The 25,603-nt window shown below is 65.3% G+C and carries 26 protein-coding genes, 1 tRNA gene and 1 riboswitch; of the genes, 10 read left to right on the top strand and 17 right to left on the bottom strand.

Translation table 11 applies throughout. The features are described 5' to 3' along the window. Positions 1 to 3: 3 nt before the first annotated feature. The gene (locus NLY36_RS04300) at positions 4 to 1,290 is read right to left on the bottom strand and encodes an efflux RND transporter periplasmic adaptor subunit (protein WP_023735928.1); all 1,287 of its coding nucleotides are present in this window, start codon (positions 1,288 to 1,290) and stop codon (positions 4 to 6) included. A gap of 113 nt (positions 1,291 to 1,403) precedes the next feature. Here NLY36_RS04300 and NLY36_RS04295 point away from each other — a divergent pair, with 113 nt between their 5' ends. Next, on the top strand, positions 1,404 to 2,312 hold the full coding sequence (locus tag NLY36_RS04295) for a PhzF family phenazine biosynthesis protein (protein ID WP_023735927.1): 909 nt from the start codon (positions 1,404 to 1,406) through the stop codon (positions 2,310 to 2,312). Between the two features lie 107 nt (positions 2,313 to 2,419). Next, positions 2,420 to 2,495 (top strand) — tRNA-Lys (locus NLY36_RS04290). Between the two features lie 177 nt (positions 2,496 to 2,672). On the opposite strand, the gene NLY36_RS04285 is transcribed toward NLY36_RS04290, so the two are convergent. From NLY36_RS04285 to NLY36_RS04250, 8 genes are all read right to left on the bottom strand, one after another. Continuing rightward, the gene (locus NLY36_RS04285; protein ID WP_155922523.1) at positions 2,673 to 2,945 is read right to left on the bottom strand and encodes a hypothetical protein; all 273 of its coding nucleotides are present in this window, start codon (positions 2,943 to 2,945) and stop codon (positions 2,673 to 2,675) included. Between the two features lie 250 nt (positions 2,946 to 3,195). After that, on the bottom strand, positions 3,196 to 4,206 hold the full coding sequence (gene cobT / locus NLY36_RS04280; RefSeq protein ID WP_023735926.1) for a nicotinate-nucleotide--dimethylbenzimidazole phosphoribosyltransferase: 1,011 nt from the start codon (positions 4,204 to 4,206) through the stop codon (positions 3,196 to 3,198). A 24-nt stretch (positions 4,207 to 4,230) separates the two neighbouring features. Further along, entirely contained in the window at positions 4,231 to 4,998 is a 768-nt protein-coding gene (gene cobS / locus NLY36_RS04275) for an adenosylcobinamide-GDP ribazoletransferase (RefSeq protein ID WP_031249173.1), read from the bottom strand. After that, positions 4,995 to 6,308 (bottom strand): cobyrinic acid a,c-diamide synthase CobB, encoded by a 1,314-nt coding sequence (locus NLY36_RS04270; RefSeq protein WP_023735925.1) that lies wholly within the window; start codon positions 6,306 to 6,308, stop codon positions 4,995 to 4,997. The genes cobS and NLY36_RS04270 overlap by 4 nt, the downstream gene beginning before the upstream one ends. Beyond that, positions 6,305 to 7,111, bottom strand: coding sequence for a uroporphyrinogen-III C-methyltransferase (cobA, locus tag NLY36_RS04265; protein ID WP_023698347.1), 807 nt, complete (start codon positions 7,109 to 7,111; stop codon positions 6,305 to 6,307). The genes NLY36_RS04270 and cobA overlap by 4 nt, the downstream gene beginning before the upstream one ends. Next, the gene (cobM, locus tag NLY36_RS04260; protein ID WP_023698346.1) at positions 7,108 to 7,872 is read right to left on the bottom strand and encodes a precorrin-4 C(11)-methyltransferase; all 765 of its coding nucleotides are present in this window, start codon (positions 7,870 to 7,872) and stop codon (positions 7,108 to 7,110) included. The genes cobA and cobM overlap by 4 nt, the downstream gene beginning before the upstream one ends. After that, entirely contained in the window at positions 7,869 to 8,255 is a 387-nt protein-coding gene (locus NLY36_RS04255; protein WP_023698345.1) for a cobalamin biosynthesis protein, read from the bottom strand. The genes cobM and NLY36_RS04255 overlap by 4 nt, the downstream gene beginning before the upstream one ends. Further along, entirely contained in the window at positions 8,252 to 9,478 is a 1,227-nt protein-coding gene (locus tag NLY36_RS04250; protein ID WP_023698344.1) for a bifunctional cobalt-precorrin-7 (C(5))-methyltransferase/cobalt-precorrin-6B (C(15))-methyltransferase, read from the bottom strand. The genes NLY36_RS04255 and NLY36_RS04250 overlap by 4 nt, the downstream gene beginning before the upstream one ends. Before the next feature lie 154 nt (positions 9,479 to 9,632). On the opposite strand from NLY36_RS04250, the gene NLY36_RS04245 reads away from it, so the two are divergent. Then, positions 9,633 to 10,391 (top strand): cobalt-precorrin-6A reductase, encoded by a 759-nt coding sequence (locus tag NLY36_RS04245; protein ID WP_032934672.1) that lies wholly within the window; start codon positions 9,633 to 9,635, stop codon positions 10,389 to 10,391. Here NLY36_RS04245 and NLY36_RS04240 read toward each other — a convergent pair. The 8 genes from NLY36_RS04240 to NLY36_RS04205 form a co-directional block, all read right to left on the bottom strand. Beyond that, positions 10,355 to 11,119 (bottom strand): precorrin-3B C(17)-methyltransferase, encoded by a 765-nt coding sequence (locus NLY36_RS04240; RefSeq protein WP_023698342.1) that lies wholly within the window; start codon positions 11,117 to 11,119, stop codon positions 10,355 to 10,357. The genes NLY36_RS04245 and NLY36_RS04240 overlap by 37 nt on opposite strands. Continuing rightward, on the bottom strand, positions 11,116 to 11,889 hold the full coding sequence (locus NLY36_RS04235; RefSeq protein ID WP_031249169.1) for a precorrin-2 C(20)-methyltransferase: 774 nt from the start codon (positions 11,887 to 11,889) through the stop codon (positions 11,116 to 11,118). The genes NLY36_RS04240 and NLY36_RS04235 overlap by 4 nt, the downstream gene beginning before the upstream one ends. Further along, positions 11,886 to 12,518, bottom strand: coding sequence for a precorrin-8X methylmutase (locus tag NLY36_RS04230; RefSeq protein WP_023698340.1), 633 nt, complete (start codon positions 12,516 to 12,518; stop codon positions 11,886 to 11,888). The genes NLY36_RS04235 and NLY36_RS04230 overlap by 4 nt, the downstream gene beginning before the upstream one ends. 2 nt (positions 12,519 to 12,520) lie before the next feature. Further along, positions 12,521 to 13,987 (bottom strand): precorrin-3B synthase, encoded by a 1,467-nt coding sequence (cobG, locus tag NLY36_RS04225; protein WP_023735924.1) that lies wholly within the window; start codon positions 13,985 to 13,987, stop codon positions 12,521 to 12,523. Then, a complete protein-coding gene (gene cobN / locus NLY36_RS04220; protein WP_023735923.1) occupies positions 13,984 to 17,664 on the bottom strand; it encodes a cobaltochelatase subunit CobN in 3,681 nt (1,226 codons plus the stop codon). Before cobN ends, cobG begins: the two co-directional genes overlap by 4 nt. Before the next feature lie 18 nt (positions 17,665 to 17,682). Then, positions 17,683 to 18,735, bottom strand: coding sequence for a cobalamin biosynthesis protein CobW (gene cobW / locus NLY36_RS04215; RefSeq protein WP_023698338.1), 1,053 nt, complete (start codon positions 18,733 to 18,735; stop codon positions 17,683 to 17,685). 2 nt (positions 18,736 to 18,737) lie between these two features. After that, positions 18,738 to 19,163, bottom strand: a complete 426-nt coding sequence (locus tag NLY36_RS04210) for a DUF1636 family protein (protein ID WP_023685191.1) — start codon at positions 19,161 to 19,163, stop codon at positions 18,738 to 18,740. A gap of 38 nt (positions 19,164 to 19,201) precedes the next feature. After that, a riboswitch (cobalamin riboswitch) is annotated at positions 19,202 to 19,408 on the bottom strand. Between the two features lie 29 nt (positions 19,409 to 19,437). After that, the gene (locus tag NLY36_RS04205; protein WP_023735922.1) at positions 19,438 to 20,640 is read right to left on the bottom strand and encodes a winged helix-turn-helix domain-containing protein; all 1,203 of its coding nucleotides are present in this window, start codon (positions 20,638 to 20,640) and stop codon (positions 19,438 to 19,440) included. A 327-nt stretch (positions 20,641 to 20,967) separates the two neighbouring features. On the opposite strand from NLY36_RS04205, the gene NLY36_RS04200 reads away from it, so the two are divergent. From NLY36_RS04200 to NLY36_RS04170, 7 genes are read left to right on the top strand one after another with little or no spacing between them, the layout of a single operon-like run. Further along, positions 20,968 to 21,333: an NADH-quinone oxidoreductase subunit A gene (locus NLY36_RS04200; protein WP_023670825.1), complete on the top strand. Its 366-nt coding sequence runs from the start codon at positions 20,968 to 20,970 to the stop codon at positions 21,331 to 21,333. Next, positions 21,324 to 21,905 carry a NuoB/complex I 20 kDa subunit family protein gene (locus tag NLY36_RS04195; RefSeq protein ID WP_023670824.1) on the top strand — a complete coding sequence of 194 codons (582 nt, stop codon included), beginning with the start codon at positions 21,324 to 21,326 and terminating at the stop codon, positions 21,903 to 21,905. The genes NLY36_RS04200 and NLY36_RS04195 overlap by 10 nt, the downstream gene beginning before the upstream one ends. Before the next feature lie 4 nt (positions 21,906 to 21,909). Further along, positions 21,910 to 22,512, top strand: a complete 603-nt coding sequence (locus tag NLY36_RS04190) for an NADH-quinone oxidoreductase subunit C (protein ID WP_023670823.1) — start codon at positions 21,910 to 21,912, stop codon at positions 22,510 to 22,512. Positions 22,513 to 22,522: 10 nt separating this feature from the next. Then, positions 22,523 to 22,876 (top strand): hypothetical protein, encoded by a 354-nt coding sequence (locus NLY36_RS04185; RefSeq protein WP_156933208.1) that lies wholly within the window; start codon positions 22,523 to 22,525, stop codon positions 22,874 to 22,876. Position 22,877: 1 nt separating this feature from the next. Further along, the gene (locus tag NLY36_RS04180) at positions 22,878 to 24,068 is read left to right on the top strand and encodes an NADH-quinone oxidoreductase subunit D (RefSeq protein WP_023712705.1); all 1,191 of its coding nucleotides are present in this window, start codon (positions 22,878 to 22,880) and stop codon (positions 24,066 to 24,068) included. Further along, the gene (locus NLY36_RS04175) at positions 24,069 to 25,400 is read left to right on the top strand and encodes an NADH-quinone oxidoreductase subunit E (RefSeq protein WP_023735920.1); all 1,332 of its coding nucleotides are present in this window, start codon (positions 24,069 to 24,071) and stop codon (positions 25,398 to 25,400) included. It abuts the gene before it with no gap. Further along, positions 25,400 to 25,603 (top strand): hypothetical protein, encoded by a 204-nt coding sequence (locus NLY36_RS04170; RefSeq protein ID WP_023690953.1) that lies wholly within the window; start codon positions 25,400 to 25,402, stop codon positions 25,601 to 25,603. The genes NLY36_RS04175 and NLY36_RS04170 overlap by 1 nt, the downstream gene beginning before the upstream one ends.

Below are 25,603 nucleotides of genomic sequence, written 5' to 3'. Positions count from 1 at the left end.
GCGTCAGCTCCGCAGCTGCGAGGCCGTGATAACCTCTGCACCTTCGTCCAGCCCGGAGGTGATCTCGGTCAGTTCGCCGTCGGTGGAGCCGATCTTGACGTTGACCGGATGCGGCCGGCCGTTCTCCAGCACATAGAGCGTGCGTGAGCCGTCGGTGGGCGCCTTCACCGGCTGGCGGCGGTTGCCGCCACGGCCCATGCGGCCGGTGAACAGATCGCTGAGGCTCCACGCGCGCGCGGCCTGCTGCGCCGGGCGGTAGCGGAAAGCGGTGGACGGCACGGTGAGCACGCTCTTGGCCTGCCTGGTGACGACCGAAACCGTGGCGGTCATGCCGGGCCGCAGCAAAAGCTCGTTATTGTCGACTTCCAACCGTGCATTGTAGGTGACGACGCCGTCGGTGGTGACCGAGGCGTAGGAGATGTCGCGGATCTCGGCGTCGAACGGCCGCTCCGGAAAGGCATCGACGGTGAAGCGTGCATGCTGGCCTGGTTTGACCGCGCCGATATCGGCCTCGTCGACCGCCGCCACCAATTCCATGTTCCTCAAATCGGCGGCGATGATGAACAGAACCGGCGCCTGCAGCGAGGAGGCGACCGTCTGGCCGGGGTCGACGGAACGCGTCAAGACGATGCCGTCAATCGGCGCATAGATGGTGCTCTTGGCAAGGTCGGTCTGCTGCGCCCTGAGATCGGCCTGGGCGATGGCGAGATTGGCCTGCGCACTATCGAGCGCCGCCTTGGAGCGGTCGCGCGTGGCAGTCGCCGCCTCGAGCGACTGATCGGTCGCCATGCCACGCCTGGTCAGTTCGGCCGCGCGGGTGAGGGCGCTTTCGTTCTCCTTCAGGGTTACCGTGGCGTCCTCGACATTGGCGGCAGCGGCCTTGGCCGAGGCTTCGGCGCGTTCGATCTGGACCTCGAGTTTCACCGTGTCGAGCGTCGCCAGCACGTCGCCCTTCTTGACCTGCTGGTTCTCTTCGGCCGAGACCGAGCGGATGATGCCGGACAGCTCGCTTGAAATGTCGACCTGGGTGAGGGGCTGCAGCGTGCCGGTCGCCGAAACCGCGACGGTGAGGTCGGCAATGGTAGCCGGCGTGGTGGTGTAGTCGATCTTGGCCGGGGAGCCGGCAAACCACTGGTAGCCAGCCAACCCGGCGGCAAGTGCGATCAGCGCCAGCAGCGCGTAAAGCCAGCCCCGGCGGCGCGTCTTGCGCACGCCGCTCTGATCAAGCCCGAGCGCCGCCTCGATGGCGGAATCCGATTCCGTCTTTGGCAGATTGACAAGCTGGTCCACGCCGGACCCCTATGAAAGCGTAATGTCCCTAGTTGTGCACAGATCAGGCTTGGTGGTTCGAATATCAAATTAAATTTCGGCCATGTTCGGATTGAGGCGGAAGGTTTTTCAAGATGCAGACCCGCAATTACTTGCTCTACGATGTGTTTACGACGGAGCGGCTGGCCGGCAATCCGCTGGCTGTCGTGCTCGACAGCCAAGGGCTGGATACAGCCGCCATGCAGGCCATTGCGCGCGAGTTCAACCTGTCCGAATCGGTCTTCGTGCTGCCGCCGGACAATCCAAAACATCGCAACCGCATCCGCATTTTCACGCCCGACTATGAGATGCCGTTCGCCGGACATCCGACAGTTGGCGCCGCGATCGCGCTGGCCGAACTGACAGGCGAGGGCGAAGCCGGCATCTTCGTGCTGGAGGAGAATATCGGCCCGGTGCGCTGCGCCGTCAGCCGGCACGATGGCGCCACCTTTGCCGAGTTCGACCTGGCGAAGCTGCCGGAGCCGCTGAAGCTCGATGCCGACCCGGAGGCGATCGGCGCCGCCCTCGGGCTGGCGCCGCACGAGATCGGCTTCGAGAATCACCTGGTGTCGTTCTGGTCGGCAGGCGTGCCTTACGTCAGCATTCCGGTCTCCAATCTGGAGGCTGCCGGCCGGATCAAGCTCGACAACCAGGCCTGGTCGGAACTGGCGCCGCGCAAGAGCGAATGGGCCTTCGCCAGCCCGTACGTCTATTGCCGCCAGACGGTGAACCATGACAGCGCCTTCCATGTCCGCATGATCGTGCCGGGTACTCCCTCCTATGAGGACCCGGCGACCGGGTCGGCGGCGGCGGCCTTTGCCGGCGCCATCATGCATTTCGATGCGCCCACCGACTGCATTTCGCAGCTGTGGATCGAGCAGGGGCTGGAGATGGGCCGCCCGTCACGTATCCGCTTGGAACTCACTGTCGAAGGCGGAAAATTGGCGTCCGCGCGCATCGGCGGCCATGCCGTCAAGGTGGCGGAAGGAAAGCTGTTCGTGTGACCGCCTGCGGCAGTTCAGCGATTTGTCGGGAAATGATTCCGGCAGGGCTGGACAGGACCGGTATCGGCGGCTATATGCCCGCCAACGCCGGTTTTTACCGGTCGAGTGGGTGCGTAGCTCAGTTGGTAGAGCAGCTGACTCTTAATCAGCGGGTCCACAGTTCAATCCTGTGCGCACCCACCAAATTTCTAGAAGAGTTGGTGGAAGACCTTGGAATGCCGGACGCGTTGACGCGCCTCGACATGCCTCAATCATGGGGCAGGTTTGCCTTAAACTCGGCGGCCGGTAAGCCGGTGCGCTATTTGGCGAAGGAGTGAAGGCCGCGCTGGATTAAGAAAAGCCCGGAAGCCGAAGCCGCCATCAATTAAAGCCAGTTTGAAACCACGGACTGGTGTCATACCCTAAGCGCGGATTATAATGATCCAGGAAGTTTTCGGCCCTATTTGACGGTCGCGCAACCACGGTGCCTGTCGATTTGCAATCCGGTTTCGCGGTCGGCTTGCTGCCAGCCTTCTTATGAGCTGTAGAACACGAGGTTGTAGCCTGAGCGGTGGCCACCTTTTTCTTCTCTTTCGCAACAGCTGCTCCGGTAGCGGCCAATACTATTGCTACGCCAAAGACAACGAGTTTCATTGAAAACGCCCTCACCCTGCACAATCCGCAATGATTGCGCCTGGTCACCGTTACGTCAATCACATTTTGTCGGCAACGGCGGCGAATAGTGCCAGTAAAAAGAGCCCACCACAGAAGCAGCGGGCCAACCCCCAGGTGCGGAATCTTTCAGCGGCCGTGCTGTTCGAGCCACCAGCCCGGAATGCCAGTGATCGGCCCGACGATGGTCAGTGAAGGTTCGGGCCGGCGCCCTCCCGTCAAATCGCTCTAGCTACTTCTCTGACACGCCAGCCTCGGCAAAACTCGCCATCCTCGCATGGCATTCCAGTGCCGAGCGGACGATGTTGACGGCGAGGCAGGCGCCGGAGCCTTCGCCCAGCCGCATGCCGAGGTCGAGCAGCGGCGGCAGGCCGAGCGCTTCGAGCAGGCGGCGGTGGCCGGATTCGGCCGAGACATGGGCGGCGATGGTGTGGGCGAGGCCAGACGGGTGCAGTCGCGCCAGGGGCGCTGCCGCTGCCGTGCAGACGAAGCCGTCGAGCAGCACCGGGACGTTCTTGCGGCGGGCGGCGAGCGTGGCGCCGAAGATGGCGGCGAGTTCGCGGCCGCCAAGGGCGGCGGCGATCTTCAGCGGGTCGGACAGCGCGTCGGCATGGCGCTTGAGGCCGGATTCTATGGCGGTGACCTTGCGCTTCAGGCCGGCATCGTCGACGCCGGTGCCGCGCCCGGTCCATTTTTCAGCGCCACCGCCGAACAGGGCGGTCGAAATGGCGGCCGCCGGCGTGGTGTTGCCGATGCCCATCTCGCCGAAACAGACGAGGTCGAGGTCGTTCGTCACCGCGTCATAGCCAGCCGAGACGGCGGCGAGGTAGGTTTTTTCGTCCATTGCCGGCACGTCAGTGAAGTCGCCTGTCGGATGATCGAGATCGAGCGGGATGACGTCGAGTTCCGCGCCGGCGATGCGGGCAAGCTGGTTGATGGCGGCGCCGCCGCCGGCAAAATTCGCCACCATCTGCAGCGTCACTTCCGACGGGAAGGCCGACACGCCTTGCGCCGTCACACCGTGGTTGCCGGCGAACACGAAGACTTTGACGCGGTCGAGTTTCGGCATGTCGCGACCCTGCCAGCGCGCCAGCCAGGCGGCGAGAGTTTCCAGCCGGCCCAGGCTGCCTTGCGGCTTGGTCAGCGTGTCCTGGCGGCGGGCGACGGCGTTGGCGGCGGTATCGCTGCCGGCAGGCAGATCGAGACAGGCGGCGCGCAGTTCGTCGAATGATTTGAATGGCATGGGGAAGGAATCTCCGGGGAAGAATCAGGACAGGGAAACGGAAGCGACGAGCAGGACAGTGATCTCGCCCAGCTGCTGCAGGGCGCCGATCGTGTCGCCGGTGTGGCCGCCAATCTGGTTGAGGCAGAGCGCGCGCAAGGCGCTGAACACGAGAGCGAGCAGGATCAGTGCGGCAAAGGCGCCGCCGAGCCCCAGGGTCAGAAGCGGGATGGCGCCGAGCACGGCGCCGAGAACAGCTGTCTGGGCCGAGACGGTCCCGGCGCCGGCAGACAGGCCGTCACTGCGCGCCGCCGGCGCCAGATGCATGAACGCGCCGAGCAGGCCGCGCGATGCGGCGTGGGCGGCGATCAGCGCGAAGAGCACGCTTGTCGGATTCGCCAGTTGCGACAGCGCGCTCCAGCGAATGAGCATCGACAGGCCAAGCGCCGAAGCTCCATAGGCGCCGATACGGCTGTCGCGCATGATCTCGAGTTTTTTATCGCGCGTCTTGCCGCCGCCAAAGCCATCTGCGACATCCGACAGCCCATCCTCATGCAGGCAGCCGGTGGCGAGCAGGGTTGCTGCAAGCGCAAGTGCGGCCGCCGGCCCAGCGGCGAGACCGAGCTTTACCCCGATGGCGTAGACGACGGCGCCGACCAAAGCGACCGCGAGGCCGGCGGCAGGCGCCGCCCAGATCGCATCGGCCAGGCTGCGGCCACGAAAGTCGAAGACCGGCAGCGGCAGCCGGGTGAAGAAGACGAGGCAAAGCGCGACGTCGTCGAGCGCTTGCCGGGGTGAGGGCACGGCGGTCATGCACTCCTCGCAATGGCGTGGAAGAAGGTGCCGCTGACAAGGCCGCGGCGATAGCCGGAGGCGCCGAGCGGATTGCCCTGGCCATCGGCTAGGTCGGCCAGCGGCTCGTCATTGCCGGTGGCGATCATCTGCGCATAGTGGAATTCATGGCCGCGGATCAGCGCGCCTTGCGGCCCCAGCGGACAGGCGGCGCGCAGGCGTGCCTCGCGGTAGCCGAGGTTCATCTTGCGCTTGGCAAAGCTGGTGGAATGGCCGAGCAGGCCAAGCATGGCGTGCGTCTCGCGGGCCGCGTCCTCCAGCGCTTCGCCCAGCACCATGAAGCCACCGCACTCACCATGGATCGGCTTGGTCTCGGCAAACCTGGCCATGCCAGCTCGAAAATTGGTTGCCGCGGCGAGGCTGCCGGCGTGAAGCTCGGGATAGCCGCCGGGCAGCCAGCAGACATCGCAATTCTGCGCCGGTGCTTCGTCGGCGAGCGGCGAGAACGGAACGATCTCGGCGCCGGCCTGACGCCAGTGGCCGGCGACGTGCGGATAGAGGAAGGTGAAGGCGGCGTCTTCGGCGAGCGCGATTCGTTGGCCGGGCGGCTGCAAGGCATGTTCGAAACTGCCTGATGCCGGCGAAAACGGCGCGGCCAGCGCCATGATGGCGTCAAGATCGAGGGATTTCTCGACCATGTCGGCGAGGCGGTCGAGATGCGTCATCAGGTCGGCATATTCGCCGGCCTGGACGAGGCCGAGATGGCGCTCCAACAAATTGAGCGTGGGATCGCGCAGGATGGCGCCGACGACCGGCAGGCCGAGCGTTTCGATCGCCTCGCTGCACAGCTTGCGGTGGCGCTCGCTGCCGAGACGGTTGAGCACGATTCCGGCCATGCGCACATCTGGGTCGTAGGTGGCAAAACCCTTCGCGACGGCGGCCGCCGTCGTCGACTGTCCCGAGACGTCGAGCACCAAAAGCACCGGCAGGTGGTAGAGCCGCGCCAGATCGGCGGCCGAGCCGGAGCGGCCTTGTCCGGCCGGGATGCCGTCGAACAGGCCCATGGCGCTTTCGAGGAAGATAAAATCGGCGTCCTCGGTGGCATTGCCGGCCAACGCGTTGAGCAGGTCAGGCGACATCGCCCAGCTGTCCAGGTTGACGCCGGACAGGCCAGTGGCGGCGGTATGAAAACCCGGATCGATATAGTCGGGGCCGGACTTGGCGCCGCGCACCTTGATGCCGCGCCGGGCGAGCGCGCGCAAAATGCCGATGGTGACGCTGGTCTTGCCGGAGCCGGAACGCGGCGCGCCGATGATGATGGCGCGGGTCATGCGTTACCCGCCAGTGCTGCGCGCATGGCGACGATGCCGCCGACGACAATGAGGGCCGGCGAGGCCAATTCCGCCGCGGCGGCCGCTTCGGAAATGGTGGCGAGTGTCGCGACGACGGTCCGCTCCTGCGGTGTCGTCGCCGAAACGATGACAGCCGCCGGCGTCGACGGCGCCAGCCCGCCTTCGAGCAGCGACGCGGCGATAACAGGCAGATTGGCCATGCCCATATAGATGACCACCGGCTGGCCGGTGCGGGCGATCGCGCCCCAGTCGAGATCGTCATCTGTGCCGGCGGCATGACCTGTCGCCAGGATGATCGCCTTGTTGATGCCGCGCATGGTTGCGGGAATGCCGGTGGCGGCCAGCGCGCTCAGCCCCGATGTCAGGCCGGGCAGGACGCGGAACGGGATTTTTTCGCGCGCCAGCGCCAGCGCCTCTTCGCCGCCACGGCCGAAAATATAGGGATCGCCACCCTTCAGCCGGATGACGCGGCGGCCATCGCGCGCCAGCCGCACCAGCAGAGCGGTGATGTCGTCCTGCTTCATCGACGGCTTGCCGCCGCGCTTTCCCGCAAAGAACAGTTCGGCCTTTTCCGCGACAGCGACGACGTCGGGCGAGACCAGCGCGTCGTAGACCAGCGCATCTGCCTCGGCTAAAGCCGCCAGCACTTCCAGCGTCAGGCAGCCGGGATCGCCGGGGCCGGCGCCGGCCAGCCAGACATGGCCCGGCTCAAGCGCACGGGGCTTGAAGTTCAGCCGTGCAAGCGCCTGTTCGAGCGTGGTGTTTTCGCTTTTACCGCTCACAATCCGTCCCGTCCCCGGAAACGCCGCTGATAGTGGGCGTCGTACAATGAACTCTCGCCAAAACCTTCCGCTGCCAGCGAGCGGCCGACGAAGATGATCGCCGTGCGCTCCATCGGGTCGGCGGCGAGCAGTGCCTCGATCGTGGCGAGCGTGCCGGTCAGCACGCGCTCGTCCGGCCATGAAGCGCGAAAGACGATCGCCACCGGGCAATCGCCGCCATAATGCGGCGACAATTCGGCGACGACTCGGTCGATGGCGTGGATGGCGAGATGAATGGCGAGCGTCGCACCGGTGCGACCGAACCCGGCCAGCGTTTCGCCGGGCGGCATTTTGGACGCGCGGCCGGAGACACGGGTCAGCACCAGGCTTTGCGCCACCTCGGGAATGGTCAGTTCGCGGCGAAGCGCGGCGGCAGCGGCGGCGAAGGAGGGAACGCCCGGCGTCAGCGTATAGGGGATACCATGCTTTTCCAGCCGGCGGATCTGCTCGGCCACGGCGCTCCACACCGAGAGGTCGCCGGAATGCAGGCGGGCGACATCGTGGCCGGCCTGGTGGGCTGTCACATATTCGACCTCGATTTCGTCGAGTGACATCGGCGCCGTATCGATCAGTTTGGTCCCCGGTGCGCAGTGTTGCAGCAATTCCGGCGCGACGATCGAGCCGGCATGCAGACAGACCGGGCAGCTTGCCAGCAGCTTGGCGCCGCGCAGTGTCATGAGGTCGGCGGCACCGGGACCGGCGCCGATGAAATGCACGGTCATGGCGCGTCTCCGCTGATGGCGATGGCGCAGGTGACCGGGCCGAGCACGGTGCGTGGACCAAGCAGCTTTGCACCGGGGCCGGCAACGGCAAGGGCGGAGGCTTCTGAGACGGAGGGTGTGCCGGCGAGGTCTTGCGAGAGATCGGATTTGCTGAGTGCCTCCGACGAGACGGCCTGAAGTGCTGCGTCATCAACGATGATGACGGGAAGGTTGAGCGTGCGGCCAGCGGCAGAGATCGCTTCTTCGTCTTTCTTGAGCGCGGCGGTCGCCAAGGCCGACAGCGCCGTTATCGCCAGCCCGTGCGCTTCGAGGGCGGTTTCGATCGCCGCGAGCACGTCTTCGATGCTCACGCCCTTCCGGCTGCCGATGCCCGCCACCATCATGGCTTCACCCAGCTCCACTGGGTGACCGGCATGGCCGGGCGCCAGGCCTGCATCGAACCGACAGGAGAAGCGCGGGAAATGGTGATGCGGGTAAGGTCGCCGCCGCGCTTGATGTGCTCCGCGAGAAGCAGCGCCTCCATCTCCAGCGTCACCGCATTGGCAACGAGACGGCCACGGGATGGCAGCGCCTTGATGGCGGCGTTCAGCACGCCGGTATCGCTACCACCACCGCCAATGAAGATCGCGTCCGGTATGGCCAACCCGGCAAGCGCCTTGGGCGCCGACCCTTCCACCACGACAAGACCGGGCACGCCGCAATGCGCGGCGTTGCGGACGATGCGGGCGGCGCGGTCGCTGTTGGCCTCGATGGCGATGGCGCGCATCGAGGGGTGAGCGAGCATCCATTCGATGCCGATGGAGCCGGAACCGGCGCCGATGTCCCACAGCAATTCGCCACGCCTCGGCGCCAGCGCCGCAAGCGTGATGGCGCGGATGTCGTGCTTGGTGATCTGGCCGTCGTGCTCGAACAGATGGTCGGCGCGGCCAACGGTCAGCGGCAGGATGCGGGCCTCTTGTGTCGATTCAAGCTCAAGCGCCAGCACGTTGAGCGGATTGATGTCTCTGAGATCGAAAGCGTCGGCACGTGCCGAGCGAAGATTCTCGTTCGGTCCGCCCAGCGCTTCCAGAACGGTCAGCCGCGAACCGCCGAAGTCGAGCTCTACGAGCAGGCGCGCTATTGTCGCTGGTGCGTCGCCGTCCGATGTCAGCGCCAGGATGCGCGCCCTGGGCTGCAGCAGCGGCCGGATCAGGTCGAGTGGGCGGCCATGCAGCGAGACGGTCTCGATGTCCTGCAACGCCCAGCCGAGCCGTGCGGCGGCCAGCGAAGTCGCTGACGGCGCGGGGATGACATGCATTTGCCCAGGCTTCACCTTGCGGGCAAGCGTAGCGCCGACACCATGGAAGAACGGATCGCCGGAGGCGAGCACGCAGACCTGCCGGCCGGCCAGCGCCAGCACGTCTGCCATGCCGGAATCGAAGGGAACCGGCCAGGCGCGCGCCTCGCCCTTAATGAGCGAAGCCACCAGCGCCAGATGCCGCTTGCCGCCGAAGACGAATTCGGCCTCGGCGATCAGCCGCTTGGCCTCGTCGCCGAGACCCGCTAAACCGTCCTCGCCGATGCCGACGATTGTAAGCCATTTTGGCGTGGGCTGTTTTTTTGACATGTCGCGCCGCCCCTCATCCGCCTTCCGGCACCTTCTCCCCGTGTAGTGACGGGGAGAAGGGAGAAGCTCCGGCGCTGACGCCTCCCTCTCCCCGTTCTTCACGGGGAGAGGGTAGGGGTGAGGGGCAGCGCCGACGCTGTTCAACATGGTGCTCATGAAGAAGATTCTGATCCTTGGCGGCACGACAGAAGCGCGCCAATTGGCCGAAAAACTGGTGGAAGATTTCCTTGTCACCCTGTCGCTGGCCGGCCGCACCGAAAGCCCGGTGGCGCAAGGCGTGCCGGTGCGCAGCGGCGGATTTGGCGGCAATGAAGGGTTGGCCGCCTATCTCAGGGAGACGCGAACCGATCTGCTGATCGACGCCACGCATCCCTATGCCGCGCGAATTTCCGCCAATGCGGCGCAAGCCGCGCAAATGACCGGCGTGCCGATCCTTGCTTTGCGCCGCCCTGGCTGGGAGCCTGTCGATGGCGACCGCTGGACGCAGGCCGATACGACAGGCGATGCGGTGCATGCGCTTGGACCGGCGCCGCGCCGTATCTTCCTGGCGCTTGGTCGCCAAGAGGTCGCGGCTTTCGAGGCGGCGCCGCAGCATCACTACCTCATCCGCAGCGTCGATCCGGTCGAGCCGAAACTGGCGGTGCCGGATGCGGCTTACCTGCTGGGGCGCGGGCCGTTCCGCGAGCCGGATGAACACGCACTGCTCGAGGAGCACCGCATCGATGTTGTCGTGTCCAAGAACAGCGGCGGCGAGGCCACCTACGGCAAGATCGCCGCGGCGCGGGCGCTCGGTATCGAGGTGGTGATGGTGCGCAGGCCCATCCTGCCGGAGGTGCCGTCGGCCGAAACTGTCGAAGCATTGGCCGCGATGATCGATCATGGTCTCGACCCCGTCGCGGAACGCGGTGTGTAGACCAGCGCCGGTTTGTCACCGCGCTTGATGATCCTTGTCTCCGGCGAGCCGATGATGATGCAGGTCGCCATGTCGGCCTTTTCCGCCTCGACATCGGCCAGCAGAAACACCTCGATGCGCTCGTCCGGGCGGCCGGCGGCGCGGCCGAAGATGACCGGCGTGGTGCCGGGCAGGATGGCGCGCAGGCATTCGAAGGCACGGCCGAGCTGCCAAGGGCGCGCCTTGCTGATCGGATTGTAGAGCGCGATGACGAAGCCGGCGCCGGCGGCAGCGAGCAGGCGCAGTTCGATCAGCTCCCACGGCTTCAGATTGTCGGACAGCGAGATGGCGCAGAAATCATGGCCGAGCGGGGCGCCGATGCGGGCGGCAACCGCCAGCATCGCAGTGATGCCCGGCACGACGGCGACATCGACCGCGCGCCACTCGGCCGGACCGGCCTCGATCGCCTCACAGACCGCGGCGGCCATGGCAAAGACGCCGGGATCGCCGCCGGAAACGACGGCGACGTCATGGCCCTCGGCGGCCTTGACCAGCGCGTCCTTGGAGCGGGCGAGTTCCTCGCGATTATCCGAGGCGACGCGGGTCTGGTCCGGGCGCAGCTCCAGCCGGTCGAGATACGGCTTGTAGCCATAGAAGAACTTTGCCCCGGCGACGGCGCGGCTGGCTTGCGGCGTCACCTGGTCGGCATTGCCGGGCCCAAGGCCGATGACGGTGAGGCGGCCGCTCATGGCTTGGCTCCCATGACGCCAGGCCGGCCGGACCAGCCGGCAACCAGCACGATGGCGAAATAGGGGGCCTTGTCGTCCGGCTTGTCGGCGAGCTTCAACGAAACGCTGCCGGCCATGGTGCCGCGCTCGACATAGACGGCGCGGGTCAGTTTGCCGGTGGCTTCCAGCGCCCGCCTGATCTTGGGCAGGTTGCGGCCGACCTTCATGATGACGGCGGCATCCGTGTCGGCGAGACGGCGTGTCAGCTCGAACTCGCTCATCGTGCCGGGCAAAACCGTCAGGACATCGTCGCCCTGGACGATCGGCACGCCGGTCTGCGACCAGCAGCCCGACATGGCGGTGACGCCGGGGATGACTTCGGTTCGGAAGCGATGGGCGAGGCGGACATGCAGGTGCATGTAGGAGCCGTAGAACAGCGGGTCGCCTTCGGAGAGCACGGCGACCATGCGGCCGGCTTCGAGGTGTTCGGCGACCTTCTCGGCCGACTGCTCGTAGAAATCGGTGATCTGCGAACGGTAGTCGTCGTGATCCTTGTCGATCTCGGTGGTGACGGGATAGAGAAGCGGCAGTTCCAGCATATCCGGCCGGAAACGCGCCTCGACGATGGCGCGCGCGTTGCTGTTGTTGCCGCGCTTGGCGAAGTAGGCGACGACGTCGGCCTCGGCCAGGATGCGCGCGGCCTTCAGCGTCAGCAGCTCGGGGTCGCCAGGCCCCGTGCCGACGCCGACGAGGCGGCCTTTTGCCAGATCTTCTTTGACAGCTGCGTTCACAGGCCGGGCCTCGCCAGCGAATTGAGCGCGGCTGCGGTCATGGCGCTGCCGCCAAGCCTGCCGCGCACGATGGCGTAGGGCACTCCATAGGAGTTTTCGGCCAGCGCATCCTTGGATTCGGCGGCACCGACGAAGCCGACCGGCATGCCGATGATGGCTGCCGGCTTCGGCGCGCCGTCGCGCAATTTTTCCAGGAGATAGAAGAGCGCTGTCGGCGCATTGCCGATGGCCACGACCGAACCGGCCATGCATTCGCCCCAGAGGTCGATCGCGGCGGCCGAGCGGGTGTTGCCGATCTGCTTGGCGATGTCGTGCGTGCGCGGGTCGCGCAAGGTGCAGATCACCTCATTGCCGGCCGGCAGCCTGGCGCGGGTGACGCCATGCGAGACCATTTCGGCATCGCAGAAGATCGGCGCGCCGGCCGCCAAGGCGCTGCGGGCGGCGGCGACGAAATCGCTGGAGAAAACAAAATGACTTGATGCTTCGACCTGGCCGCAGGCATGGATCATGCGGATGGCAACGTCGGCCTCGGCCTCGGAAAAGCGGGACAAATCGGCCTCGGCGCGGATGATGGCGAAAGAGCGCTCATAGATGGCGTTGCCGTCATGGATGTAGTCGTAGGCGGCCATGCTTATTCCTGTCGGTAGCTTTCGGCGATTGCCGCCGGCCCGAGCCTTGTCAGGCAAGCGGCGGCGGTTTCGCCCTGAAATCGTGCGCTGCGGACCATCGCCGCGACGCGACTGACGCCGCGTGCGGCGTCATAGCCCGGCCTGTAGCCCGCAGGAAGGGCCTTTGCCGTCGCGTTCACGACAAGTCCGGCTCCGTTTTCGCCGCCGACGATTGTTAGCGCGGCAGAGCCGGGGTGAGCGCAGCCCTTGGCGCAGCCGGAAATGTGCAGTGTGAAGTCGAGGATATCAGCGTTTTCGGCGGCGATTGTCTCGGCGATGTCGCGCGTGGCGATTTGTCCGGATGCGCAGGCAGGAGTGCCGGGGCAGGCGGCGATGCGGGTGCGCGGGTCGGCGGCGATGGTGACGAAGCCGAGGGCGGCGGCGGTGGCTCGCAGGGGGTGGTTTGCGGACGACGGTTGGCCGAGGAACAGCAAGGCGCGGCCGGGGGCGAGGCGGATTTCGGCGGTGCCGAGGTTCGACGCTCGGCTGGCAAGGTCGATAAGGTTTTGCGCTGGCATGCTGCCGAAGGGCAGGCCGATGCCGAGGGCGTGGCCGCTGTTCAAGTCGAAGATGCCAACCGGCGAGCGAGAGCGCTCTACGGCGCCCCCCTCTGTCCTGCCGGACATCTCCCCCTCAAGGGGGGAGATCAGCAGGGTCGCCGCCGGCTCTCCACCTTCGACGCTGAAAATCGGCGAAATCGCCCGTGACGGCGCAATCTCCCCCCTTGAGGGGGAGATGTCCGGCAGGACAGAGGGGGGCGCGACGGAGTGCCAGCTTGCGAGAGAGGCCAATTGCCTCTCCGACAGATCCCTTGCATGCGCCTCACGGCCCTTTTCGGCAACCATCCGAAGCACTGCAACGGCAATGTCGCGTGCGGCATCCGCGTCGACCGTCGCGAGCGGCTTCGCATTCTGTCCATCACCCGCGACAGACACCAGCCACTGAGTTCCTGCGCCCACCCGCACCGCCTTCAGCCTGACATCGGCCGTCACCCCATCCATCGTCAACTGCCCGCCGCCGTCGACAACCACCGAAACCTTCGGCCCGAGCCTTGGCGTCAGCCCAGCTTCCTCGACCGCAGCCCTGACCCGCTCAGCCAAAGCTCGCGGATCGGCAATCTCCCGCGGATCGATGCCGGCCAGCGGCCCGGTCTCGACCGGCACGCCGGTGCGCACGGCGATGCCCAGCGCATCCACCTCCGCCGCCAGCAGCCCAGCACTTTCCGCTGTCAGGCCGCGTATCTGCAGGCTGCCTCGTGCGGTCACTTCCATGATGCCGTTGCCGTGCCGCAGGGCGGATTCGGCGAGTCCGATCAAAAGCTTGGGCGAAAGACCTCCAGCTACAGGATTAAGCCGCACCAGCAGGCCATCGCCGGTCTGCATCGGCGCTGACAGAGCCGGGCAGGCGCCGCGCCTTGAAAAGGCGTTCATGCCGCGACTCCGAGCGCCTCGGCCTCGGCGATCAACGCCGCGAGATCGTCGTCGATCGCGTTGCGCAAGGGATGCCAGAGACCGCGCCGGCGCGCCGACAGGAAGCGCTCGGCGATGACTTTGGCAGCGGCCGGATTTTCACGCAGGATGAAGGCGCGGACATCGGGATCGCCGACATAGGCGTCATGCACGGCCTCGATCAACGCGCCCGAAATGGCGTGCGTGGTTTCGGCAAAGCCGATGAGGCGATCGACCGTCTCGGCGAATTCCGATGCGCCGCGCGGGCCGTGCCGCATCTGGCCGGCGATGAAACGCGCATTGACGGCTCGCGCCCGCACAACCCGCGACACAGCCTCGCCGACCGAGCGCGGCTTCGGCTTTTGCGGGTCGGTGGTGTCGAGCACGATGACGTCGGCATTTCGGCCCAATGCCGCAAGGGCGGCCGAAAAGCCGCCGATGAAGGCGACATCGGCGGAGCCCTCGAGAATATCGCGGCCGGGATCGTCGCCGGTGTGGACGAGCAGATCGGCCTCGGCGATGCGGGTCTCGAAAGCGCCGGGGGAGGCAATGCCTTCGCCCTCGGCGCCGCCATAGGCATGCGATGTCGCATCGAGATAGGCGCGGCCGATTTCTTCGCGCCCGACCCAGTCGCCGCTGGACAGCAGGTCCTCGACGCCGGCGCCATAGGTGCCGGGCGAGGTGCCGAAGATGCGCGGGCCGATCTTGCCATCGGCGCGGGTTCTGGCGGCGAGCGGGTTTTCCGAATCGTCCTCGTCGCGCGCGGCTACGGCGTTGGCGGCGGCGTCGATCAGCGCGATCTGGGTCGGGAACATGTCGCGGAACAGACCCGAAATCCGCCAGGTGACATCGACGCGCGGGCGACCGAGCGTGGCCGGCGGCAGCACTTCGATGCCGGTGATGCGGCCGGTGGCACTGTCCCATTGCGGCCGGCAGCCCATCAGCGCCAGGCCTTGCGCGATCTCCTCGCCGCCAGTGCGCAGCGAGGCCGAGCCCCAGAGGTCGATGACCAGCGAGCGCGGCCAGTCGCCATGCGACTGCATATAGCCGCGCACGACTTCTTCTGCCGCCGCCTTTCCCAGATCGTAGGCGGTCGGCGTCGGCATGGTGCGCGGGTCGGAGGTGAACAGGTTGCGGCCGGTGGGCAGCACGTCGGAGCGGCCACGCGCCGGTGCGCCCGCCGGACCCGCCTTGATGTGACGGCCGTCGAGCGCGGCAAGAAGTGCTGCTTTCTCGGCCTCCGCGCTTTGCACGCGCATGGCGTCGGGCTCGTCGTCGGGAGCGCGGCCATAGATGTGCAGGCCGTCCTTGATGGCGAAATCCTTGAGGTCGCAGAGCCAGGCGTCGATGCGGCGCAGCGCCTCGTCGGGCGCATCGGTTCCGGCGACGCCGGCTTCGGAGGCGAAGCCGGTCTTTTGCGCCGTGTCGACGATCAGCTTGGCCAGACGATCGCGGCGGCGGCGGTCGAGGCCGTCGGCCTGGGCGTATTCGTCGACGAGGCGTTCGAGCTTGTGCTGCCCTTCGTCGAGGCCGGCACCGGTCAACGGCGGCGGCAGATGGCCAAGCGTGACGGCGGCGATACGCCGCTTCGCCTGCGCCGCTTCGCCGGGATTGGAGACGATGAAGGGGTAAATGACGGGCAACGAGCCGGTGACGATCTCGGGGAAGCAGTTTTGTGAGAGCGCTACCGTCTTGCCGGGCAGCCATTCCAGCGTGCCATGAGCGCCGACATGGATGAGAGCATGGATGCGGAGCGATTTGCGCAGCCACAGGCCGAAGGCGATGAGGTTGTGGCGGGGAGGGAGCGTCGGGTCGTGGTAATCGGCGCGGCGGTCGGCCGAGCGGCCACGGTCGGGGGCGAGAGCGACAGTGATGTTGCCGAAGGTGGCGGCGCGGAAGGGGAAGCCGCTCTTACCCTCCCCCTTGTGGGGAGGGTGGCCCGCAGCGCCGGGTGGGGGTGGTGCACCGCTACCCCCACCCCGTTTCGCGCTATCCGCTTCGCGAATGTCGCGAACCGACCCTCCCCACAAGGGGGAGGGTGAAGGAGCGCCCCATGCCGCCTCGACTGCAGCCAGTGCCTCAGCCGGCAAATCCTTTGAGAAGTCCAGATACTCATCCAGCCCCAGCCCACCATCGCTCCGCCCCAACGTATCCAGCAGCGCACGCGGCGTTTCTGGAATCCCGTCAACGCGATAGCCCTGCTCCTTCAGGTCATGCAGCATGGCCAGCACGCTGGACGGCACATCCAGGCCCACTGCATAGCCAGTGCGGCCGGGCGCGCTCGGATAGTCCGGAATGAGGATCGCCAACTTACGCGTCGCGCGGGGCGTCTGCTGCAACCGTGTGAACGCCGCTAGCCTGTCCGCCACTTGCGCCACGCGATCCGGTTCCGGGCGGTTGGCGAAAGCGCGGTGGCCGAGCGCCGGGTCGGTCTCGCTCTCGCCCTTGAAGGAAATCGCGCCGGCAAGGATACGGCCGTCGAGTTCGGGCAGCACGACATGCATGGCGAGGTCGGCGGGCGCCAGGCCGCGCTGGTTGTTGTCCCAGACGTCGCGGCGGGTGGTGGCGACGATGACCTGGAAGACCGGCACGCCGGCGCGGTCGAACAGGGTTTGGACGCCGGGTTCGGCGCCGGAGGCGAAGGCGGTTGCGGTGATGATGGCGGCGGGGTTGAGCGAGGCCAGTGCGGTTTCGACGAAGGCCAGGGAGGTCGGGTCTTTGAGGCTGGAGACGAAGATCGGGACCGGTCTCATGCCGCGCTGGCGGAGTGCATCAAAGAGGGCATCGATTGGCGCGACATCGGCGGCCAGCAGCATCGAGCGGTAGAAGAGGATGGGGATAATGGGAGAGTTGATGTTGTCTGCGCCGAGTTCCCGCCCACCCCCCTCTGTCCTGCCGGACATCTCCCCCGCAAGGGGGGAGATTGTGCTCTCATCGACGCTTTCGCCAATCGGGGATGTTGCAGAGGAATCTATTATCGGCTGGGCAGAAAAAGTGCCGAGGTCCGCGCCGGCTGATCTCCCCCCTTGCGGGGGAGATGTCCGGCAGGACAGAGGGGGGTGTGAAGGAACGCCGACATCGGCAAAATCCAACTTGCCTACGACGCCGCGGCCAGGCTCGTAGTAACCAGCTTTCGGCACGCTGACCGGCTCAGCCGCCGCCGCATCCTGCCCAGCCAACCCCGCCAGCCGCTGCATCAGTGCTGCCATATTCTCCGGTCCGCCCTCGCGGAAATAACCAAGCAGGACGTCCAGATCCTCGCGCGGCAGCGTCGAGGCTTCGATCAGCCTGAGATCCTCGTCGTGGCTCTCGCCCGGCAGCAGCGCCAGCTTGATGCCGTTCGCACGGGCAGTCGCGGCAAGCTGGTCGCAGCCATAGCGCCACCAGTCGTAGCCGCCGAGGATGCGCACCAAAATCACCTTGGCGTGGCGGGCGACGCTGTCGATCCAGAGGTCCACGGACATGGGATGGCGCAGGTCGCGCAGCGCCGCCAGCCGCATCGACGGCAGGCGGGCGGCATCGGCCTTCCACGCCGCCGCGAGGCCGGCGAGGTCGCTGTCGGTGAAGGACAGCGCCACGATATCCGCCGGCGTCTGCCCGAGATCGACGGGCTCGGCGAGATCGTCGAGCGAGGCGGATGTGGTGGTGAGTATATGCATTTCGGCTCGTGGTTTGGATCAGCCGGCGAGTATACGCTCGATCGCCGGGCGGTTCAGTCCTTTCAGGCCAATGACGACAAGACGCGAGCGGCGGTCGTCCTCAGCCGCCCAGGCGCGGTCATAGTAATGATTGACGCGCGGGCCGACGGCCTGCAGCAAAAGCCGCATCGGCTTGCCGCCGACATCGACGAAGCCCTTTACACGCAACACGTTTTCCTGTTCGGCGGCGGTGGCGACGCGCTTGGCCAGGTCGTCGGGATTGGCGATCGAGGGGATGTCGACGATGAAGGTGTCGAAATCGTCATGCTCATGATCGAAAGCGCCGTCGTGATGCGACTTGCGGTTCTCGATGTCGTCTTCGACGGCGAGACCGAGGCCAAGCAGCACCGACGGGTCGACCTTGCCATGCGCAGTCGGCACGATTTTTACCGCGCGGGCGGAATGTTCATTGATGATGGCGTTGGCGCGGGCCGAACCGGGGGCGTCCATCAGATCGCTCTTCGACAGGATGATCAAATCGGCGCAGGCGATCTGGTCCTCGAACACTTCTTCGACAGGATCGTCATGGTCGAGCGTCTCGTCCTGAGCGCGCTGTGCCTGCAAAGCGTCCATGTCGTTGGCGACGCGGCCTTCGGCCAGCGCCGGGCCGTCTACCACGGCGATGACACCGTCGACGGTTACCCGGCTCTTCACGCTCGGCCACTGGAACGCCTGGACCAGCGGCTTGGGCAGAGCCAGGCCCGAGGTCTCGATCAGGATGTGGTCAACCTTCGGTGTCAGCGCGAGGATCTTGTCGAGGGCGGGCACGAAATCGTCGGCGACTGTACAGCAGATGCAGCCATTGGCCAGTTCGACGATGTTTTCCTCGGGGCAGGTGTCGATGCCGCAGCCTTTCAGGATTTCCCCGTCGATGCCGATGTCGCCGAACTCGTTGACGATGATGGCGATGCGCTTGCCGCCGGCATTTTCCAGGAGATGGCGGACCAGCGTCGTCTTGCCGGCGCCGAGGAAGCCTGTAACGACAGTGCAGGGAACACGGGAGAGGTTGGCGGCCGGGTTTGAAGCGTTCATCGTCAGTCCTTCAGCATGTCGAGGGGTGGGATGCGGGCAACGAGGCCGCGCTTGAGGCTATCGGGCCGGCCGCGCCACGGGATGAGGCCGTCGGCCGAAGTCGCGAAGAGCTTTGCGCCGGTAACGAGGTCGGCGCCGCTGGTTGCGGTCAGATCGCCGAAGACATAGCTCCAGCAGCCATCGCGCAGGATCGCGGCGCTGAGGCGGCGCTTGCAATTGCCGAGACATTCGGCGGTGCGGACCCGGATATCGCCGGCAGCGGCGCGGCCTGTGTCCTCAGCCAGCAATTCGCCGGCGCGCGGATGGGCGTCGGAACCGGTCTCATCGCGGCAGGAGGCGCAGACGATGACGGTCACGCCGGTCAGGGCGTCGTTGTCGCCGGACGCAATGTCCGTTGTGCCAGCCGAAAAACTGCTGTTCTGGTCCAAAAACCGTGCTCCTTGCCCGGAAACCCGCCAGGCGATCGGATACTTTGTCTCAGACGGCAGGTCTCCTGGCTCGCGGGTCATCGCCTTGGTTAGCCGCCTTCCCGGTGTTACCCAGTGGCTTTCGGCCTTGGCTCTTCGCTTACAGTTGCGGGGACAGCCGCGGATTTGGGATTTTTTCGTCCCGCACCGCATTCCCTCTTGGCCCTTGCCGTTGCGGGCAGGGGACCGTCTGGAGCGGATTTAGGCTTTTGCAGGCAGCGGTGTCAACGCACGGCTACGACATGGCAATGTCGGCCAAAGGCTTCCCCAAATTGCCGGCCGGCGTCACTTCGATGCGCTCAAGGCCAAGCCAGCCCTGCATCTGCTTCAATTCCTCGAGCAGCTGGGCAGCTGTCTCCGGCGGTGCGCCGGGCTCGGCGTACGCGGCGTGGACGCGAAGCACGCTGGCCGGGCGGTCGGCCCTGAGGTCGACGCGCCCCACGATGCGGTCGCCGAGCAGGAAGGGCAGGACGTAATAGCCGTATTGGCGCTTTTCGGCCGGGGTGTAGATCTCGATGCGGTAGTGGAAATCGAACAGGCGCTCCGAGCGCGACCGTTCGAAGACGACCGGGTCGAACGGCGCCAGCAGCGCACGCGCCTCGATCTTGCGCGGCAGGCGGGCGTCCTTGTGGAGGTAAGCCTGTTTGTCCCAGCCTTCGACGCGCACCGGCAGCAGTTCGCCCAACTCGACCAGTTCCTCCAGCCGGCCCTTCATATCGGCCGGCGACAGGCGGAAATAGTCGCGCAGGTCACCCGACGTCGCGATGCCGTGGGCGCGGGCGGAAATGCGCAGCAATTCGCGGTGCGCGTCCTCGGCCGCCGGCACCGGCAGGTCGAGGATCGCCTGCGGCAGCACGCGCTCGGGCAGGTCGTAGAAGCGCTCGAAGCCACGGCGGTGCGCCGTGGTGATGCGTCCGGCCCAGAAGAGCCATTCGAAGGCGTGCTTGGCGTGGCTCCAGCCCCACCAGCCGCCCGAACCTTTCTGTCCCTCCAGTGCCGAAGCGGCAATCGGGCCGCGCTCGGCGACCGCGCGGTAGATCTCTTCGATATAGGCGGCGTGCTCGCGGCCCCATTTGGCGAGGCCCAGATACATTTCGTCGCCGCTTTCAGCGCGCTGCATGCGCCAGCGCATCAACGGGTATGTCTCGACCGGCAGGAAAGAGGCCTCATGCGCCCAGTACTCGAATACGGTGCGCTTGCGGGTGACTGCGGCGTTGTCGAGCAAAGCCAGCGGGTAGGGGCCGAGGCGCGAATAGAGCGGCATATAGTGGGCGCGCACCACGGCGCTGACGGAATCGATCTGCAGCAAGCCGGTGCGCGACAGCACGCGGGCGAGGTGGCGGCGATCGGGCGTGCCGCCCGGGCGCGGATCGAGAAATCCTTGCGCGGCGAGCGCGATGCGCCTGGCCGTCGGGAGTGAGATTTTGTCCTTCGTCAAAGTGTCTTGCCTCGAACCATTTTCCCGACTTTAGCCGGCGATTCCGGTGATGCTAGCAGGCAAATGGCGGGAGATGTGTCAGGAGACAAAAGTGGAGTGAAAGATGAAGGAAATCAAACAGGAGGAGATCGGACCAGTTTTTCCCGGCCTGCCGTCCAGCACTGTCTTTTGAACAAGGTTTGACTTGCTTCGCTGAAAGCCGTGCGCTAACCCTCGCCGCGTTGCAGCAAAGGCACCTAAAACGGTTCAGCGGTTAAACTGTCGCGCTTCCGCATTAGGGTTGGTTGCTGTAATCAAAGTGGATTGGCCGCCAACGGAAAGCCGAGCATGAACGTACTCCTCAGTTCATACCTGCCCATCGTCCTCTTCATCGCCGTGGCCGCGGTTGTAGGCCTGGCGCTTATCATCGCGCCGTTTCTGGTGGCTTATCGCAATCCCGATCCGGAGAAGCTTTCCGCCTACGAGTGCGGGTTCAACTCGTTCGACGATGCCCGGATGAAATTCGACATCCGCTTCTACCTGGTGTCGATCCTGTTCATCATCTTCGATCTGGAAGTGGCCTTCCTGTTTCCGTGGGCGGTGTCGTTCTCGAAGATCGGCATGCTCGGTTTCTGGTCGATGATGGTGTTTTTGGCGGTGCTGACCATCGGCTTTGCCTATGAGTGGAAAAAAGGAGCGCTGGAATGGGATTGAACGACAGTTCCGGAACGCTCGTCGCGCCGAAGCCCAAAGGCCTGATCGACCCCAATACCGGACGTCCGGTCGGTTCCGACGATCCGTTCTTCCTCGAGATCAACAATGAACTGGCCGACAAGGGTTTTCTGGTCACCTCGACCGAGGCGCTGATCACCTGGGCACGCAGCGGCTCGCTGATGTTCATGACCTTCGGTCTCGCCTGCTGTGCCGTCGAGATGATCCACACCTCGATGCCGCGCTATGATTCGGAGCGGTTTGGCGTGGCTCCTCGCGCGTCGCCGCGCCAGTCGGACATAATGATCGTGGCGGGAACGCTGACCAACAAGATGGCCCCCGCTTTGCGCAAGGTCTACGACCAGATGCCGGAGCCGCGCTACGTCATCTCGATGGGCTCCTGCGCCAATGGCGGCGGCTATTATCACTATTCCTATTCGGTGGTGCGCGGCTGCGACCGCATCGTGCCGGTCGACATCTATGTGCCCGGCTGCCCGCCGAGCGCCGAAGCGCTGCTCTACGGCATTCTTCTCCTGCAGAAGAAGATCCGCCGCACCGGCACGATCGAACGGTAGACCCATGGCCGCATCCCTGAGCGAACTGTCGACCTATCTCGGCGAAAAGCTGCCGGGCCGCGTCACCGATGCGGTGCTTGCCTATGGCGAACTGACGATCTCGGTTGCTACAGACAATCTGATCGAGGTGACAAGCTTCCTGCGTGACGATTCGGGCTGCCAGTTCATTTCGATCATCGATATCTGCGGCGCCGACTACCCGTCGCGCGTCAAGCGTTTCGATGTCGTCTATCATTTGCTTTCGCCGAAGCAGAATTTGCGCATCCGCATCAAGGTGCAGGCCGACGAAGAGACGCTGGTGCCGTCGCTCACCGCTGTCTATCCCGGCGCCGACTGGTATGAGCGCGAGGCCTACGATCTCTATGGCGTGCTGTTCTCCGGCCATCCGGACCTGCGCCGCATCCTCACGGACTACGGTTTCGAGGGCCATCCCCTGCGCAAGGACTTCCCGCTGACCGGTTTCGTCGAGGTGCGCTACGACGACGAAGCCAAGCGCGTGATCTACGAGCCGGTGGAATTGAAGCAGGAATTCAGGAACTTCGATTTTCTCTCGCCATGGGAAGGGACGGACTACGTCCTGCCGGGCGATGAGAAGGCGAAACAGTAGGGGCGGCGGCGTGGCGATGATCCGCGTAGCGCTACTAAGCCTGTTTTGCTGTGCCGGCTTGCAGAATGCTTTTGCGAAAGACTGCAAAGTAGCTGGAGTGGATTGCTATTCGGCGGCGCGAGCTGTCGTGGCGAACGACACGGTGAAGAACTGCCCGACGATATTTCGTATCAAGCCTGCGATGCAGATTGAATTGGACCAGATTTTGAACGCCTTGCGCGATGCTGGAGAGCTGGCCGATCTCCAGCCTTCCAACGAGACCATTGAGCAATGCGAGCAGAGAGCAAAAGAATATGTGGCCGGGCCGCAGACGGTCCGCTTCATGGAACTGACGCCGTCAGCCAAGGAAAGGCTTGGAATCTAGCATGACCGAGCACTCCGTCCGCAACTTCAACATCAACTTCGGACCGCAGCACCCTGCGGCACACGGTGTTTTGCGTCTTGTGCTGGAGCTTGACGGCGAGGTGGTCGACCGCGTCGATCCGCATATCGGCTTGCTGCATCGCGGCACCGAAAAGCTGATCGAGCACAAGACCTATCTGCAGGCCGTGCCCTATCTCGACCGGCTCGACTATTGCGCACCGATGAACCAGGAGCATGCCTTCGCGCTCGCCACCGAGCGGTTGCTCGGCATCGAAGTGCCGAAGCGCGGCCAGTTGATCCGCGTGCTCTATTCCGAGCTCAGCCGCATCATGTCGCACATCCTCAATGTGACGACGCAGGCGCTGGATATCGGCGCGCTGACGCCGCCGCTGTGGGGTTTCGTCGAACGCGAAAAGCTGATGGTGTTTTATGAGCGCGCTTCCGGTTCGCGCATGCATGCGGCCTATTTCCGTCCGGGCGGTGTGCACCAGGATCTGCCGGCGAAGCTGGTCGAGGACATCGGCAAGTGGATCGACCCGTTCCTGAAGTCGCTTGACGACCTCGACAAGCTGCTTACCGGCAACCGCATCTTCAAGCAGCGCAATGTCGATATCGGTATCGTGTCGCTGGCCGACGCCTGGGCCTGGGGTTTTTCCGGCGTCATGGTGCGCGGCTCGGGTGCTGCCTGGGATTTGCGCAAGTCGCAGCCCTATGAATGCTATTCCGAGATGGATTTCGACATCCCGATCGGCAAGAACGGCGACTGCTACGACCGTTATCTCGTGCGCATGGAAGAAATGCGTCAGTCAGCCAAGATCATGCGTCAGTGCGTCGACCTTCTGCTCGGCAAGGAGAGCACCGGGCCGGTGTCGAACCTCGACGGCAAGGTGGTGCCGCCCAAGCGCCAGGCGATGAAGCGCTCGATGGAAGCGCTGATCCATCATTTCAAGCTCTATACTGAGGGTTACCGCGTGCCGGCCGGCGAGGTCTATGCCGCGGTCGAGGCGCCGAAGGGCGAGTTCGGCGTCTATCTCGTCTCCGACGGCACCAACAAGCCCTACCGCTGCAAGCTGCGCGCGCCCGGCTTCGCGCATCTGCAAGCCATGGATTTCCTCTGCCGTGGCCACATGCTGGCCGACGTCACTGCCGTCCTGGGTTCCCTCGACATCGTGTTTGGTGAGGTCGATCGCTAAATGTCAGTCCGCCGTCTCGCAGAAGCAAGCGTCCAGCCAGCCACCTTCGCCTTCAACCGGGCGAATGCGGCGGTTGCGAAGCAATGGATCAAGAAATATCCGAAGGGCCGGGAGCAGTCGGCGATCATTCCCTTGCTGATGATTGCGCAGGAGCAGGAAGGCTGGGTCACCAAGGCGGCGATCGAGACGATTTCGGACATGCTCGGCATGCCGCGCATTCGCGGCCTCGAAGTCGCGACCTTCTACACGCAGTACCAGCTCAATCCGGTCGGCACGCGCGCGCATATCCAGGTCTGCGGCACCACGCCCTGCATGCTGCGCGGCTCGGAAGCGCTGATGGATGTGTGCCGCTCGAAAATCCATCACGACCAGTTCCACACCAACGAGAAGGGCACGCTGTCGTGGGAGGAAGTCGAATGCCTCGGCGCCTGCGTCAACGCGCCGATGGTGATGGTCTTCAAGGATACGTTCGAGGATCTGACGCCCGAGCGGCTGGCCGAAATCATCGATCTTTACGATGCGGGCAAGGGCGCCTCGGTTCCCACGGGACCGCAAAACGGCAGAACCGGCTCGGAGCCGGCGCCTGGCCTGACGACGCTGAAGAGCGAAAAGGCGATCCTCAAAGCAACGCGCGACAAGGAAGCCAAGGCCGCGAGCAAGGCTGCCCACGCGGCGCCCGACGCAATCATTGCGGCGCCTGTTCCGGCTCCTGCCGCTCCTGCAGCGCCCGCCCCGGTCGCGCCATCCAACGCCGGCAAACCGAAAACCGATGCGCCGGAAACCAGCTCGGCGTTGAAGTCGCCCTCCAGGGCCAAGGTTGCACCGGCGGCGGAAAAAGCGGCGAGCGTCCCGGCGCCCCTGCATTCGGCCGCCAACGCCAACGCCGCGGCGCCTGAAGTCGAGAAGGTCGCCAAGCAGCGTAATGGCCCGAAGACCACCGCCACGCCGGCAACTGCCTTCACTGCGCCGGAATTCAAGGCGCCAGCGGTCAAGGCCGCGGTGGCCCCGGCCGTCAAGGCGCCGGCAGCCAGGCCCGCAAAGCCGTCGCTCGAGGACAAGAACCGTCCGGCCGGAATCGACAGGCCGGCTGCGGTCGACGATCTCAAGCTGATCTCGGGCATTGGCCCGAAGATCGAGGGCATCCTTCATTCGCTTGGCATCTTCACCTTCACACAGGTCGCATCCTGGAATAAGGCCGAGCGCGACTGGGTGGATGGATATCTCGCTTTCCAGGGCCGCATCGAGCGCGACGACTGGGGCAAGCAGGCCAAGGCGCTCGCCAAGGGCGGCGTCGCCGAATACATCCGCGTCTTCGGCAAGGAGCCACGTTGATGGCTGAAGCGCAAAGCACCGGATCTTTGCTGACGCTGCGCAGCATTGTCATCGGCGTTGTCTGCATCGCTGCTGCCAACATCCTTCTGGAGGGGCTTCGGCGCCTCGTCGAATTGCCGTTTTCGGATACCCTGGAATCGATGGCCGCGACCGGCATGGGCGTGCTGGTGTGGTTCTCGATCGTCTTGCGGGGAAAGAGGTAA

This window comes from Mesorhizobium sp. C399B (genome assembly GCF_030323185.1).
In the GTDB taxonomy this organism is placed as follows: Bacteria; Pseudomonadota; Alphaproteobacteria; order Rhizobiales; family Rhizobiaceae; genus Mesorhizobium.
The sequence above is the reverse complement of the archived record's forward strand: the minus strand, read 5'-3'. Positions and strand labels throughout refer to the sequence as shown.

Coding starts and splice junctions, on each gene's coding strand:
- NLY36_RS04180 (WP_023712705.1), top strand. CDS start 22,878: ATGACCGAGCACTCCGTCCGCAACTTCAACATCAACTTCGGACCGCAG.
- cobG (WP_023735924.1), bottom strand. CDS start 13,987: ATGAACGCCTTTTCAAGGCGCGGCGCCTGCCCGGCTCTGTCAGCGCCG.
- NLY36_RS04175 (WP_023735920.1), top strand. CDS start 24,069: ATGTCAGTCCGCCGTCTCGCAGAAGCAAGCGTCCAGCCAGCCACCTTC.
- NLY36_RS04190 (WP_023670823.1), top strand. CDS start 21,910: ATGGCCGCATCCCTGAGCGAACTGTCGACCTATCTCGGCGAAAAGCTG.
- NLY36_RS04230 (WP_023698340.1), bottom strand. CDS start 12,518: ATGGCCGCCTACGACTACATCCATGACGGCAACGCCATCTATGAGCGC.
- cobM (WP_023698346.1), bottom strand. CDS start 7,872: ATGACCGTGCATTTCATCGGCGCCGGTCCCGGTGCCGCCGACCTCATG.
- NLY36_RS04285 (WP_155922523.1), bottom strand. CDS start 2,945: ATGAAACTCGTTGTCTTTGGCGTAGCAATAGTATTGGCCGCTACCGGA.
- NLY36_RS04270 (WP_023735925.1), bottom strand. CDS start 6,308: ATGACCCGCGCCATCATCATCGGCGCGCCGCGTTCCGGCTCCGGCAAG.
- NLY36_RS04240 (WP_023698342.1), bottom strand. CDS start 11,119: ATGAGCGGCCGCCTCACCGTCATCGGCCTTGGGCCCGGCAATGCCGAC.
- cobT (WP_023735926.1), bottom strand. CDS start 4,206: ATGCCATTCAAATCATTCGACGAACTGCGCGCCGCCTGTCTCGATCTG.
- NLY36_RS04255 (WP_023698345.1), bottom strand. CDS start 8,255: ATGATGGTGGCGGGCATCGGCAGCCGGAAGGGCGTGAGCATCGAAGAC.
- cobW (WP_023698338.1), bottom strand. CDS start 18,735: ATGAACGCTTCAAACCCGGCCGCCAACCTCTCCCGTGTTCCCTGCACT.
- NLY36_RS04250 (WP_023698344.1), bottom strand. CDS start 9,478: ATGTCAAAAAAACAGCCCACGCCAAAATGGCTTACAATCGTCGGCATC.
- cobS (WP_031249173.1), bottom strand. CDS start 4,998: ATGACCGCCGTGCCCTCACCCCGGCAAGCGCTCGACGACGTCGCGCTT.
- NLY36_RS04245 (WP_032934672.1), top strand. CDS start 9,633: ATGAAGAAGATTCTGATCCTTGGCGGCACGACAGAAGCGCGCCAATTG.
- NLY36_RS04295 (WP_023735927.1), top strand. CDS start 1,404: ATGCAGACCCGCAATTACTTGCTCTACGATGTGTTTACGACGGAGCGG.
- cobN (WP_023735923.1), bottom strand. CDS start 17,664: ATGCATATACTCACCACCACATCCGCCTCGCTCGACGATCTCGCCGAG.
- NLY36_RS04170 (WP_023690953.1), top strand. CDS start 25,400: ATGGCTGAAGCGCAAAGCACCGGATCTTTGCTGACGCTGCGCAGCATT.
- NLY36_RS04200 (WP_023670825.1), top strand. CDS start 20,968: ATGAACGTACTCCTCAGTTCATACCTGCCCATCGTCCTCTTCATCGCC.
- NLY36_RS04195 (WP_023670824.1), top strand. CDS start 21,324: ATGGGATTGAACGACAGTTCCGGAACGCTCGTCGCGCCGAAGCCCAAA.